The following is a 13,310-nucleotide window of genomic DNA, read 5'->3' as shown; positions in this document are numbered from 1 at the left end:
TCTCTAATCGGTGTCAGCCCGGTTGAAACGGGATAAGGCGGTTTAGCAGCCAGCCGCTGACACCGGTGATTGCCACCGGTGCCTGCACCGCTGAGAAGCACAGGCATTCCTGATCCTCGGTGACTGTCGGGCGGTGTACGTCGCCGGGCTCTCGCAGCAAAAAGTCACCGCGACGATAGATACCATCGTTATCGGAGAAGCTGCCCTGCAAAACCAGGGTGAGTTCATAGCCTCGGTGATCGTGCTCTGCGACTTTTCCTCCGCAACTGAGGCGGTGAAAGCTCACCTCATATTGGTCCTGCCCGGTTTTAAGCCGGCACACTTTTAGCGCCGGGGTGATGCTCTTCCACTTGATCGGGGGGTTCTTTTCTATCAGTTTATTTACGATCGGCGGTACATCGGTCAGCAGGGGGTCTGTGGCTCTGGAACTTTCAAGGATCACTTCTTGTATGGGAGCTATTGCCGCTGTCTGATTGATACGCCCGATCAGCTGGTGAAAAACTTCATCGTTTACCGCTTGTGGTGCACAGGATTCTAGAATGGAGCCGCCGAGGGTGTTTAGGGCGCGATATTGAACGCGGCACTCGGCGCACATTTGTATATGGGCAGAAACGATTAGGCTGGCGCCTTTGGGCAGGTTACCGGCGGTGTACTCAAGGAGTAAATGCTTATCCGGGTGATGGTGAATCATACGAAACCTACTTGGCCAACTTCGCTTGTAATTTCTTGAGCGCTAAGCGTACGCGAGATTTTACTGTGCCCAGTGGCAAATTCAGTTCCCTGGATATCTCGCTGTGGAACTTTCCTTCCATGTACGCCTTTTCCAGAACGTGGCTCTGTTCTGCCGGCAGGCTGTGCAGGCATTCCGCGACCTCCTTTTCGTTGCGTCTTCTCTGTAAAAATATCATGGGCTGGTGTTCGGGGGTTTCATCCCAAATATCCATGGCTTCAATGATATCTGTATTCTGCTGACGTCCATTGCGACGCAACATATCGATGCGAGTGTTGCGCATAATGGTGAATATCCAGGTACTGGCAGAGGCCTTGCTGGCGTCAAAACTGGGTGCTTTACGCCAGACCTTGAACAGGGTTTCCTGTACCAGTTCATCGGCGGTTTCAGCATTAATTGCCTGGGTGGAATGATTGTTGTGGAACCCCTTAATCAGCGGTGCAAAATGGCGAAAGAGTTGCTCGAAGGCTTGGCGATCGCGCTGTTTGCCGACTCGTGTCAGCAGGGCGGTCCAATCCTGGTCCTCTTGCTGTGGCAATTTCACCGGGCCTATTTCGCTATTGGGTTAGGGGCTATGGTAGCGATCTTTCTGTCGCTGTCGATACTCAATCAATCATGCTATCGCTATAAAGCCTGTTGCGGCACATCCTTGTACCGCACCCTGCAACAGGCTGTTGGGCTGAGACTTCCCAGTTGTCTGTTAATTACTTACGCAGGCCGGACATAACTGGATCTCTCTGGCCTACCTTTGGTGGGCGGTGATCCACTCAATGGGCGGTGGCGTATATGTCTGCAATATTAATAAAAAGGGACCCGGAGATGAGCGCGTTGATCGATGAGCTTAAGGAATATTATAAAGACTTCCTAATGCAGGAAACGGGCAGCCTTGGCGCACTTTACCGCGAAAATATTATTTTTTGTGACCCCCTGCATCGGATAGAGGGACTGCCGGCTTTAAAAAGCTACTTTGCCTCTATGAATAAGGGGCTCACCCAGTGTCGTTTTCAATTTGACGATCAATCGGTCATAGGCGAGGGCAGTGCCTGCTTATCGTGGATTATGCACTACCGACACCAGTCACTCAAAGGCGGGCGCTCTTTACAACTCCGTGGCTGTAGCCTGTTGCGCTATACCGATAAGATCCATTATCACGAGGACTTTTACGACATGGGTGCCATGATTTACGAACAGGTGCCGCTACTGGGGTCCTGTATCGGGTTTATTAAATCGAGGATGGAGCGCAACTAAGTGACGCAGGGGATTCGCGACAAAACACTCTGGATTACTGGCGCCAGTTCAGGCATTGGGCGGGCACTGGTATTGCGCTTAGTACAGCAGAATAATTTTGTAATTGTCAGCGGTCGCAGACTGGATGCACTGGTAGAGTTACAAAAAATAGCTCCCCATCGCCTCAGAACCCTCAATTGTGACCTCAGTGATGATGCGGTAATGCCGGGGGTGGCTCGGCAATTAGCGAATTTCACCGATCACCTGGATATGGTCATCGCCTGTGCGGGTACTTGTGAGTATGACGATGAGCTTCAACTGGATGTGGCCATGTATCGGCGGGTTTTCGATGGCAACTTTTTTGCCTTGATCAACACCTTACATTGTGCGCTGCCGCTATTGGCTGAGAGTCGTTCACCCGTGTTTGCGGCTCTTGGCAGTCTCTCCGCTGTGGTACCTTTTCCCCGCGCTGAGGCCTATGGTAGTTCCAAAGCGGCGCTGGCTTATTTTTTGGAATCGGTGCGTGCAGATAGCAGCCTTACGCCACTGCGGGTTGTAAATATTCGCCCGGGATTTGTCGATACGCGCCTCACCCAGTGCAATGATTTTGCGATGCCTTTTTTGATGACCCCCGATCAGGCTGCCGAGTGTATTGAAAATGGACTCTGTGGATCAGGGCATACAATTGATTTTCCCAGGCGTCTCAGCTGGCCTCTGCGGTTTCTGGGGCTGTTTCGCTCTATCTGGTTCCGTTTCTGCGCCCCAAAAATGACAAGAGTCCGCTCGCTAAGGAAGGATTAATGCGAATCGCTATTGTGGGTAGCGGCATTGCCGGTCTTACCGCCGCTTATCTTTTAAACCGAAAATACGATATCACCCTATTTGAAGCACAGGCACGCCTGGGAGGGCATACGGCTACCGTTGATATCGAAAATGACGGGCGTCGATTAGCCGTGGATACCGGCTTTATTGTTTACAATGACTGGACCTATCCAAATTTTATTCGTTTGCTCAAGGAGCTTGGTGTTCAGTCTCAGCCCACCGCCATGGGTTTTAGCGTGCGCTGTGATAGGGAGGGGTTTGAGTACGCGGGCAATAACCTCAACAGTTTATTTGCGCAGCGCGCCAATATTGTCAGTACGGGGCACTGGCGTATGCTGTGGGATATCGTGCGCTTTAACCGCAATGCTCTTCGCGACTGGCGGGAGGGGCGCTTGAGTGAGACATTGACTCTTGGTGAATATTTACCCGCAAACGGCTATTCGGCAGAATTTGCCGATCGCTATTTGGTGCCTATGGGGTCTGCCATCTGGTCTGCCAGCGTGGCGCAAATGCTGGACTTTTCCGTGAGTTTTTTTGTCCGCTTCTTTTTTAATCACGGCCTGCTCAATCTTGTGCGCCGTCCACAGTGGCGAGTGATTAAAGGGGGATCTTGTGAATATATTGCCCCTTTAACGCGATCTTTTACCGACAAAATACGCCTGTCCACTCCGATTGACGCGGTGCGGCGTTGCCGGATGGGAGTGATAGTTCGCACCGCAACCGGGGAGGATTTGACGTTTGATGCTATCGTATTTGCCTGCCACTCAGACCAGGCCCTCCAGTGTTTGATAGATCCGAGCGATAGAGAACGGCAGCTGTTGGAAGCCATCCCCTATGCGACCAATTCGGTTGTGCTGCATACCGATACCGCTTTGCTACCTCGCTACCGTCGCAGTTGGTCGAGTTGGAATTATCAATTGTGCGGTGGGCGGGATGCATTACCTGTATTGACCTACAACATGAATATACTACAGGGGCTGGATACCGAGAAAACCTACTGTGTCACTTTGAACGCCGAAGAGCGTATCGACCCCAGGTTGGTGCTCGGCCGCTTTGAATACGCCCACCCACAGTTCTCTGTGGCGGGGACCTGTGCGCAGCAGCAGTGGGAGCGTATTAATGGGGTTAACCGCACCTGGTTTTGTGGTGCCTATTGGGCCAATGGCTTTCATGAAGACGGTGTAACGAGCGCGCTGCGGGTGGCTCAGGGACTGGGGGTTGATTGGTAGGAAGGCGTCATGGAAAGTGCGATCTATACCGGTTGGTTGGAGCACCGGCGCTTTGCGCCCAGGCCGCATCAGTTTCGCTATCAGGTTTTTATGATGTATGTCGACCTGGCCGAGGTGGAAGCCATTTGTCAGCTCTCGCCGGCTTGGTCTTGCCGGCGATGGGCGCTCGCACGATTTTGCCGCAGTGATTTTTTTGGTGATCAATCGCTCAGCCTCGATAGGGCGGTTCGCCAGCGGGTGGAGGCGGTGGCGGGTGAGCGGCCTGGGGGACCTATTCGTTTGCTGGCCAATTGGCGCTACTTTGGCTATAGCATGAACCCCATCAGTATTTACTACTGTTTTGATACTGAAGGCCAGGATGTGGAGTGGTTATTGCTGGATGTGCACAACACCCCCTGGAAAGAACGCCACGGCTATGTTTTGGACTGTCGCAGTAATTCCAAACTGCAAAAAGCAACTTTTGTGAAGACACTTCACGTCTCGCCCTTTATGCCGATGGCCCAAGGGTACCGCTGGCGAGGGACAAAACCCGGGGAAAAACTGACCGCTTATCTGCAAAATTTTGACTCGAATATGGTCGATAGTGGTGACATTCGTCCAATATTCGACGCAACTCTGAGCTTGCGGCGCAGTGAAATCAGCGGCCGATCGCTCAATACTATATTGATTCAATATCCGGTGATGACCGTAAAAGTGATCACTGCCATTTATTGGCAGGCGCTGAAATTATGGCTCAAGGGTATCCCGGTATTTGCACACCCGCGCGACAACACTGAGGCAGGAGATAAATAACTATGAAAGGAGTTCAGGGCGCTGGACAGGCTTCGTCGTCAAAATTTGAGGGATCGGCGCACTCCTGGCTCGTTCGCCTGGCCCGCAAGCTGGTCTTGGCAAAGCTCAAAGGGATTGAACGTGGCCATCTCCTAATAGAGGAGGGCGAGCAGTTGTTTCGTTTTGGCCAGCCAGTGGCGGAAGCTGAGATTTCTGCGCATATTTGTGTACATGATCCGTCGAGTTATTTACAGGTACTGGTAAACGGCACTATTGGCTCTGGAGAAGCCTTTATGCAGGGGGCCTGGACCTCCCCCAATACTGTAGATCTGATCCGCCTGATGGTGGATAACATGGCACTGGTTGAAGGAATCGATAGTCGTTGGAGCTATTTGCCCCGCCTGGGTTTGCGCTGGTTACACCAATTGCATGGGAACAGCCGCAAGGGCTCGCGCAGGAATATCGCTGCCCACTATGACCTGGGCAATGAATTTTTCCGGCTGTTTTTGGATAGGACCATGTTGTATTCCTCTGCGGTCTACCCCTCTGAAGATGCAACCTTGTTTGAAGCTTCAAATCATAAATTGGAGTTGATATGCCGCAAGCTTCAATTAAAGTCCTCAGACCACCTCCTTGAGATTGGCACCGGCTGGGGGGGGATGGCCATTTATGCGGCTAAATACTATGGCTGTAGGGTAACCACTACCACTATTTCCCGGAAGCAATACGACTACGCCCGGCAGTGGGTACAGCGTGAGGGTCTGGAGGAACGAATAACCCTACTATTACAGGATTACCGCGACCTGCAAGGCGAGTACGACAAAATTGTATCGATTGAGATGGTAGAGGCCGTGGGACACGAATTCCACAAGATCTTCTTTGCCGCTTGCAGTGGACTGCTCAAAGAGGATGGTCTGATGGTGATGCAGGCCATCACTATTCGCGATCAGCGCTACCACGAGTATCGCAAAGAGGTCGATTTTATTCAGCAATATATTTTTCCCGGCGGTTGCCTGCCATCTAACCAAGTGATTGCAGACCATATCGCCGATTCAACAGATATGCAGATTGTGGGGCTGGAAGATATTACAGCTCATTACGCTCGAACCTTAAATGACTGGAGAAGCAAATTTCTTGCGCAAATTATCAAGGTGCGGGAGTTGGGGTTCGATGAGTGTTTTATTCGAATGTGGGAGTTTTATTTGTGCTATTGCGAGGGGGGATTTTTACAGCGAGTGATCGGTAGCGCCCAATTTGTATTCGCCAAACCACGGTATCTCGGCAGATTTTGATATGTGGCGCCTTGTGGCTAACGCCTTACTTTTCGATATTGCCTGGCCAATATGTGTTATCGTGGCCAAGGTATGGCTGGTTGTCCCCTTTACCCTGTTGAACTTATTTATACATTTACGCTATATCGCCAATTTGCCCAGAGAGCCTATTTGGTTAGCTGGGGTTTTTGTCTTTGGTGTATCTATAGATTCTGTATTGTTTAATTTGGGGGTGATGGAAAATAAGAGTGGCTCCCTGTGGCCTCCATTTTGGTTGATCTGTCTCTGGTTAAATTTCGCGATGACTCTACGCTACAGCTTGGTCTTGTTGCAAAAACAACTGTGGTTGGCGGCAATCCTGGGAGGGTTTTTCGGGCCATTTAGCTACTTTACTGGGACGTTTCTCAATGGCAGCGTGGAGTTACACAAACCCCTGTGGCAGTCTCTCGGAGTGCTGAGCGTAATTTGGGCTTGCATCCTGCCATTATTTGCCTATTTGGCCAGGAGGATTTGCGTAAGAGAGGTGAACGATACTTGAATCTATGGCGATATCGTCTATTGCCAATATTACCTTTAGTAGGAGGTTGCAAAGTAGCTGCTTTCGACTACAACCAGAAATTGGCTTGATTGCAGAGAGGCTCCTTTGAGCGGAGTAGCAATATCCTCATTAATTGTGCCTTACTTGAGATCACCCAAACCAAGCGCAAAGCGAAAGTGTGCGGACTCGTTACCCGCACTGTTGTGGATGTGGCTGAGCCACTTATTCGCTAAAGAGTTAAACCTCACTTAGCGAATAGAAAGCCGATGGTTAAAAATTTTTAAAAGCATAGAGAACCTCTTTGATCCCAGCGTACATTCACAGCCCTTGTCCCGACTACAGGTGTTTCACTAGCCGCTACAACCCTATTAATTCCTGCCTGGAAAGTCATGTTTTTTAGACGCCGAACTGGCGCAAAAGACCACTAGCAGCTAAACCTAAAGAAGAAAAACATGACAAGCTTACCAGCTTGTGATGAAAGTGATATGGGGTGTCTGATGAAAACGGTTATTTTTGCAACTGCTGGAATGGTAGTGGTGTTGCTCTCTGGCTGCGCTGCTCAGCCAGAGCAGGTCCCCGGTGCCGGTGGAATTGTTATCGACACCTGGGGTGTGAATATGAATCAATATCAAGTTGATCTTGCGGAATGTAAGGGCATCGCTTATTCCACTTATAGTGATCAAGGGCGGCGAGGTGCGGCCGGTGCCGCAGGCGGAGCTGTGATTGGCGGCGCACTGGGAGCGATCGTTGGTGATAGTAGCCGAGCCGCATTAGCCGGCGCTGGTGCCGGTGCTCTGGTCGGAGGTCTATCGGGTGGGAGTAGCGCAAGTGCAGAGGCGACCTACATTATCAAAAACTGCCTGAGTGGTCGCGGATATCGAGTGTTAAATTGACCTTCTTTAAAAAACTGTGGTCCAACTTTCCATTAGTCCATTGCTATTTGACAACCTCACAGGACTTGGTATTGGCCGGGGATATCCCCCGGCTTTTTTTTATATTTGAATTTCAATAGTGATATTTTTCTATATTAGTGGTGAACCCATTAAATTGTTGTGCTAGGTAGTAGGGTTTTTGAGCAGTTGACAACCAAAATTATATGGATGCGATTAACTCCTAGCTAAATGGCGTCTAAACTTTTCAAGCCAGCTTTAATTTTCTTTTTGGGAGCATGCCATGTCCATTGTTTCAACTATCAATGCCTATGCTGTATTAGAGGCTGGTGGTCCTTTTAAGAGCTATCAACTGGAGTTGGGCGAGCTCGGTGCTACTGAGGTTGAGCTGGAAATCATGTACTGTGGTATTTGCCACAGTGACTTGAGCATGATCGAAAATGAATGGGGTAATGGGCAATACCCAATGATTGCCGGTCACGAAATTATCGGCCGAATCACTGCGGTGGGGGAACAGGTCACTCACCTTAAAAAAGAAACGGTTGTCGGGTTGGGGTGGAACTCCGGTTACTGTAAGACTTGCCATACTTGCCGGACCGGCGACTTCAACCTTTGTAAAGAGGCAAAGTTTACCATACTGACTAATGGTGGTTTTGCCGATAAAGTTAGAGCGGATGTAAGTAGCTTGGTGGTTATCCCCGATGGCGTAGACCCGGTATCAGCGGGCCCCCTCTTATGTGCCGGTATTACCGTATTCAATCCACTAGTTCAATTTGATGTAAAACCCACTGACAAAGTGGCGGTGATCGGCATCGGTGGGCTGGGTCATCTGGCATTGAAGTTTTTCAATGCTTGGGGATGTGAAGTTACCGCATTTACCTCCAGTGAAGAAAAGCGCAAAGAGGCCTTATCCCTGGGGGCCCACAAGACACTCAACTCCCGCGATCCGCTTGATATCGAAGCGGCTACAACGAATTTTGATTTTATTTTATCCACGGTAAATGCCAACCTTGATTGGGATTTATATATTCAGACCCTAAAGCCCAGGGGGCGCCTTCACTTTGTTGGAACTGTACCCAATCCGATACAATTTACTCTTTTTCCTTTGATTTTTTTCCAGCGTTCAATCTCAGCATCACCTGCCGGTAGTCCAGGTACTATGGAGACAATGTTAGAGTTTGCCGCACACCACCAGATTCGTCCCGAAGTTGAGATTTTCCCCATGAGCCAGATTGAGGCGGCATTTGAGCACTTGAGGTCCGGTAAGGCTAGGTATCGGATTGTTTTGTCGCGGGAGGGGTAGGATTGTAGTGGTTAACTCTTTTAGGCCGCCTAATTTTGAGTGATATCAGGAAGCGACTGTAGAAGCATAAAGGGCTCTCCTACACCCTTGAATGAGGTTTTGCTATCTACGCCTCTATCAATTGTTTTGACTGATTGGTCACCCTGAGACTTCCACTTGTACTATTGTAAAGGCAAGGGCAGTTAGGCGGGGTGGCTTGTGAAGGTGCTGATTGTTGGGGCTGGGCCTACGGGCCTTACGGCAGCGGTTGAGCTAGCTCGACGAGGCCTATTGCCCAGAATTGTGGATCGCCGGGATCGGGCTTCTACCCTGAGCCGGGCCGTGGGGGTTACTTCCCGTAGCCTTGAGCTGCTTTCACACTCTGGTGTTTCGGAAAAGCTAATCGCCGAGGGTATTGCTGTGGAGGGGGCGTGTATTTACCTAAACACGCATTTGGCGCTCGAATTCCCCCTGCACTCTGATCGGAGCTACTTTCCCACTGTTCTTGGCTTACCCCAGGATAGAACTGAGGCACTTATGGCTGAGGTGCTGTTTGGGATGGGGGGCGAAGTTGAGTATCAAAAAGAGCTTAAATCCCTCACAGAGGATGAGAGTGGGGTAGTGGCTCAGTTTGATGATGGAGAGGAGAACCGTTTCGATCTTATTATTGGTGCCGATGGTATTCGCAGTACTGTTCGTGAGGCGGCAGGCATTAATTATCCTGGATTTGATTTAGACGAAGTCTGGTCTATAGCGGATGTAGATACTGGGGATTGGCCCCCTAAAAGAAAATTCACGCTGGTCAAAATGGATTCTGGAGTGATTGCTGTTGCGGTGCCCTTGGGTGAGGGACGCCACCGCCTGGTGGCCAGCTGTGATAATGCCATTAGTGCATTTCCTATGGCGCTGGATATTAAGAGAGTACGCCGGAAGGGAACCTTTAAGATTTCGGTGCGCCAGGCGGAGACTTACTCGAAGGGCAGGGTATATCTAGCTGGAGATGCGGCCCATTGCCACTCGCCGGTTGGCGGGCGCGGTATGAACTTGGGAATTGCCGATGCTACTGAGCTGGCACAGCGAATTGTAGAGGGGCGACTCCCTGGATATTCTGAATTGCGCTATCGAGAAGATAAAAAGGTTATTGAGGTAACTGAGAGTGGCCGAAAAATAATCACAGGGCAATCCCTTAAGGCGAGGTTTGAATTCAGGGCGCTGATAGCTGCCGCCAACTCAATTCCGGCGGTACGGAGAAAGTTGGGGCAGTTTGCGGTGGAGCTTTAGAAGTCGTAAAGTCGATGGTAATTGCTAGATTTAATAAGGCCAATAGAGTCGAGCCAGCTAAAAGGGGGGGGAATTTAAAGCTTACTTTTTTAACTTTACAGCGGTACCAAAAACCAGTATTTCAGAAGATCCTTCCATAATTGCACTGGTGGTAAAGCGAATGCCCACCACAGCGTCTGCTCCTTTTTGCTGAGCGCTCTCCCCCAGCCGTTGAAAGGCTTTATTTCTTGCTTCGGTCAGCATTTCTGTGTAGCCACGGATCTCTCCGCCGACAATACTTTTGATTCCTGCCATTACATCACGGCCGATATGCTTGGACTGCACTATATTTCCAGTAACAATATCCAATACTTCTGATATTTCTCTGCCAGGTACAGTTTCCGTGGTTGAATAGATCATATGGCTTCCTTGAGTGTCATTTTTTATAATATTCTACAGGTTATTGAGCTGTTGTCTCTAGGAGCCTAAGTAATCTTCTCTGTTTTTGGAGGCGCATTGTTAACCATCCCTCTAGTGGTTTTATATGGAGGGTTACTGATTGGTTTTAAAGGGACTGCGGATCAGGATGACGATATATTGCTATTATACGCCCAGCCCATCCTGGGGCGGGGCGTAATGGTCAAGATAATTGTATGGTAGGCAGCTGCTTAGAGTTTGGTGGCTACTCTGTGAATCATACAGTTTATCGTTAAACGACCTCCACTGTTTTATTCATTGGAAAGAAGCTTCCAGTTTGCCGCTTGAAGATGCACACCTAGTGTATCTCGGTCATAGGCTACAGATAGGTGATCTGGTCCTACCGGGAAGACGGAGATATCTCCGGCTCCAGTATTTTGGTCTAGATTTCTCACCATCGTCGTATTAATTTCCGGATTGTTATAGCGATTTGGATCTCTAGGCATTTTTTCTGCGGCATAGCGTGAAGTACCCAATACCATGCCATAAACCTGCCTTGTGTAGATCTGGTGAGAAATAGAACCCTGTGCAGAGGCTTCAAAATCAAAAAGTTTAGTACTTTGTGGTTTTGTGCTTACATCTTTTGCCCAGCCCACATTTGAAAGCAGGGTGCCGTAATAGTTGATGGGTTCCTCCACTGCGATTTTTACTCTGGGTATTTCCATCACATATTTTGCCACAGACGCGGCACCGCCCTGTACGGGGTCCTCAGTGCTGTCATGCCTTTCAGGAAGGATGATAATAATTCCACCGTTGCTGTTGTGGTAGAAAACCTGAGCATCGGGTAATTTGGCATCATCAGACACCTGGCTTAATGCATCGTTATTAACTGCCGTCCGATAAGTTTTGAATGCAGTTAAAACGGCCTGTATCTTATCTGAGTCTGTGAGATCGCTTACCTTATTCATAATGTACACCTGTACTATTAAGGGGGAAAGGGCAGCATAGCTTGTAAATTTGCCTGTTTAATCGTCAATCATTTCATGGTAAAGATATATTGCGCGTCTATTTTTTATGGGGCCGCTGTAGAGGTGTGAGGGTAATTAAGAGGGGGGAAGGGCTAATAAATATGAAATATTTCCTCGTTGTTTGGGTTGAGATTTTGGCGGGCTTTAAATAAGAAGGGGCTGAGTGTCGGTAGGCGGAGCCCCTGTTATTTGATCTATGCTGAATATGTAATCTTTATATCTAATAATAGTCTTTAGGCGGCTCTTAATTCTTACCTTCCGGGGCTTTGTTGAGAGATTTCTCCATGGCTTTCGATTCTGCCAGTGTGCGAACTGACCAGTCTATTCGCTGTTGATCAGAAACTATATCGGGGTCAACCTTATACAGATTCCAGTTTCCCGATTTGTCTTTAACAAACTGAGTGCCGTACCACTGTGGCTGATCGAGGTTCATCATTAGTCGATCCCAGCTGGCGGCTTTAAGCCAGTTAGCTTCACTTTTATCTTTGGCGAGGATTGCTGCAATAGTGGCAAGAGCATGAGCGAGCCTTATATCTTCAGAGTTGTTGCCATGCTGGAAGATAAGTGCTGAATGATAGTAATCCTTTGCAGACCTAATTCGGCCGTTCGCTAGCATTTTTAAGACCTCTTCGCGTCGATCCTTGTCTTGCTGATCAAGAGAGCTCCAGTTGATTTCACTATGGGGTATATTGCGCGCGCTTTGGTCTTGGCTGAACAGCTCTGCCAATTGGCGGTTTTCCTGTGAATCTATATTGCTGTGGGATTGGCGAGTCTTGATTGTATCAGTGGCGAGAGACTGGTGAGCGGAAAAGCTAAGAAGAAAAACTAGATGTGTAATCGGGATATATTTCATGTTCAGTTCGGGATGCTGGCCTTGATAGGTTTGTTAGTTGCCTTGAGTGATATAATCGCTATAGCGAAATGGAAGCAAGAGGGAGGGGATTATTCTGTTGTACCTTACTGAATTTCAGGTATGCACTCACCACACAGCCCGGCGCCTCCCATTGCGGATAGTGCCCAATTTTTTCCAATTCAACAATATTTGCCGGCCTGTCTACCAGCTGGCGAAATCGATCTACCATATGCTTTCCTGAAACTGGGTCTAATGAACCATTGATTAGCTGTAAGGGACCGGGATATTGCTTTAGGGCTTCTATCCAGCGCCGACGGTGCTGGCGCCTATCTCGCATATAGGTAATCAGCTTGTAAAGCAGTTGGTTGCCATCTTTGTACTGGAGTACCTGCCATAGGTCTCGCAGATCTCTCTTGGAGGGCTGTGTCTCTGGCCCGAAAATGGCAATAAAGTTGCGGCAGAATTGTCGATAGCTTATGAGTTTATTGATCAAAAAACCAATGGGAGAGAGCAGGAGCTTTTGTATGAGGCGTGCTTGGTGAGTTTCTGGAAATAAGCCACCATTTAGTAGGCATACGGAGAGATACCCTGTCGCGCTACTGGCATTGCCTCTGGCGATTAATTCTTGAGCAACTGTATCGCCATAGTCGTGGGCTAAAAGGTGTACTCTGTTGATATTGAGATGTCGCAGGAGTGCTTCGTGTAAATCAGCTTGCCCATGGATACTGTAGCTGTGATGTTTAGGCTTGTCGGAATAGCCAAAGCCCAGCATGTCCATGGCGATACAGCGAAAGTGTTCTGTTAGCAGGGGCCATATCTTTTGCCAGTCATAACTACTTGTTGGAAAACCGTGAATCAAAAATAAAGTCGGTTTTTGTCGACAGTTTGGGTCGCTGTCGACATAAAAAAGTTGGTGGCCTTGATATTCAAAAATATCTCCCTTTGTTAACCACTGCTCAGGCCGCATTGGCTCTTCCATTTCTTCTTGTTGT

At 49.0% G+C, this 13,310-nt stretch carries 15 protein-coding genes; 9 read left to right on the top strand and 6 right to left on the bottom strand.

All coding sequences use genetic code 11. The features are described 5' to 3' along the window. Positions 1-13 precede the first annotated feature (13 nt). Together ACJJIF_RS05315 and ACJJIF_RS05310 are read right to left on the bottom strand one after the other, a co-directional pair. On the bottom strand, positions 14-691 hold the full coding sequence (locus ACJJIF_RS05315) for a ChrR family anti-sigma-E factor (RefSeq protein ID WP_444931205.1): 678 nt from the start codon (positions 689-691) through the stop codon (positions 14-16). A gap of 7 nt (positions 692-698) precedes the next feature. Then, positions 699-1,274, bottom strand: a complete 576-nt coding sequence (locus tag ACJJIF_RS05310; protein ID WP_444931204.1) for a sigma-70 family RNA polymerase sigma factor — start codon at positions 1,272-1,274, stop codon at positions 699-701. A gap of 242 nt (positions 1,275-1,516) precedes the next feature. Here ACJJIF_RS05310 and ACJJIF_RS05305 point away from each other — a divergent pair, with 242 nt between their 5' ends. From ACJJIF_RS05305 to ACJJIF_RS05265, 9 genes are all read left to right on the top strand, one after another. Continuing rightward, positions 1,517-1,978, top strand: coding sequence for a nuclear transport factor 2 family protein (locus ACJJIF_RS05305; protein ID WP_444931203.1), 462 nt, complete (start codon positions 1,517-1,519; stop codon positions 1,976-1,978). Next, positions 1,979-2,758: an SDR family NAD(P)-dependent oxidoreductase gene (locus tag ACJJIF_RS05300; protein WP_444931202.1), complete on the top strand. Its 780-nt coding sequence runs from the start codon at positions 1,979-1,981 to the stop codon at positions 2,756-2,758. It abuts the gene before it with no gap. Further along, positions 2,758-4,008, top strand: coding sequence for an NAD(P)/FAD-dependent oxidoreductase (locus ACJJIF_RS05295; protein WP_444931201.1), 1,251 nt, complete (start codon positions 2,758-2,760; stop codon positions 4,006-4,008). Before ACJJIF_RS05300 ends, ACJJIF_RS05295 begins: the two co-directional genes overlap by 1 nt. 9 nt (positions 4,009-4,017) lie before the next feature. Further along, on the top strand, positions 4,018-4,800 hold the full coding sequence (locus tag ACJJIF_RS05290; RefSeq protein ID WP_444931200.1) for a DUF1365 domain-containing protein: 783 nt from the start codon (positions 4,018-4,020) through the stop codon (positions 4,798-4,800). 2 nt (positions 4,801-4,802) lie between these two features. Next, complete coding sequence (locus tag ACJJIF_RS05285; protein WP_444931199.1) at positions 4,803-6,071, top strand: class I SAM-dependent methyltransferase; 1,269 nt, start codon at positions 4,803-4,805, stop codon at positions 6,069-6,071. A gap of 13 nt (positions 6,072-6,084) precedes the next feature. Continuing rightward, positions 6,085-6,588 (top strand): DUF2878 domain-containing protein, encoded by a 504-nt coding sequence (locus ACJJIF_RS05280; RefSeq protein WP_444931198.1) that lies wholly within the window; start codon positions 6,085-6,087, stop codon positions 6,586-6,588. A gap of 452 nt (positions 6,589-7,040) precedes the next feature. After that, positions 7,041-7,481, top strand: coding sequence for a glycine zipper family protein (locus ACJJIF_RS05275; protein ID WP_444931197.1), 441 nt, complete (start codon positions 7,041-7,043; stop codon positions 7,479-7,481). Between the two features lie 280 nt (positions 7,482-7,761). After that, complete coding sequence (gene ahr / locus ACJJIF_RS05270) at positions 7,762-8,781, top strand: NADPH-dependent aldehyde reductase Ahr (protein WP_444931196.1); 1,020 nt, start codon at positions 7,762-7,764, stop codon at positions 8,779-8,781. Between the two features lie 198 nt (positions 8,782-8,979). After that, the gene (locus tag ACJJIF_RS05265; RefSeq protein WP_444931195.1) at positions 8,980-10,041 is read left to right on the top strand and encodes an FAD-dependent oxidoreductase; all 1,062 of its coding nucleotides are present in this window, start codon (positions 8,980-8,982) and stop codon (positions 10,039-10,041) included. Between the two features lie 81 nt (positions 10,042-10,122). Here the strand turns inward: ACJJIF_RS05265 and ACJJIF_RS05260 are convergent, their stop codons facing one another. The 4 genes from ACJJIF_RS05260 to ACJJIF_RS05245 form a co-directional block, all read right to left on the bottom strand. After that, the gene (locus tag ACJJIF_RS05260; protein WP_444931194.1) at positions 10,123-10,440 is read right to left on the bottom strand and encodes a heavy metal-binding domain-containing protein; all 318 of its coding nucleotides are present in this window, start codon (positions 10,438-10,440) and stop codon (positions 10,123-10,125) included. Positions 10,441-10,748: 308 nt separating this feature from the next. After that, positions 10,749-11,405: a hypothetical protein gene (locus tag ACJJIF_RS05255; protein WP_444931193.1), complete on the bottom strand. Its 657-nt coding sequence runs from the start codon at positions 11,403-11,405 to the stop codon at positions 10,749-10,751. Between the two features lie 304 nt (positions 11,406-11,709). Continuing rightward, the gene (locus ACJJIF_RS05250) at positions 11,710-12,192 is read right to left on the bottom strand and encodes a hypothetical protein (protein ID WP_444931192.1); all 483 of its coding nucleotides are present in this window, start codon (positions 12,190-12,192) and stop codon (positions 11,710-11,712) included. A 184-nt stretch (positions 12,193-12,376) separates the two neighbouring features. Further along, the gene (locus ACJJIF_RS05245) at positions 12,377-13,285 is read right to left on the bottom strand and encodes an alpha/beta fold hydrolase (RefSeq protein ID WP_444931191.1); all 909 of its coding nucleotides are present in this window, start codon (positions 13,283-13,285) and stop codon (positions 12,377-12,379) included. Between the last annotated feature and the right edge of the window lie 25 nt (positions 13,286-13,310).

It is taken from the genome of Microbulbifer regidiadema (SeqCode), assembly GCF_052467605.1.
This window is presented reverse-complemented; position numbering and strand designations above follow the sequence as displayed.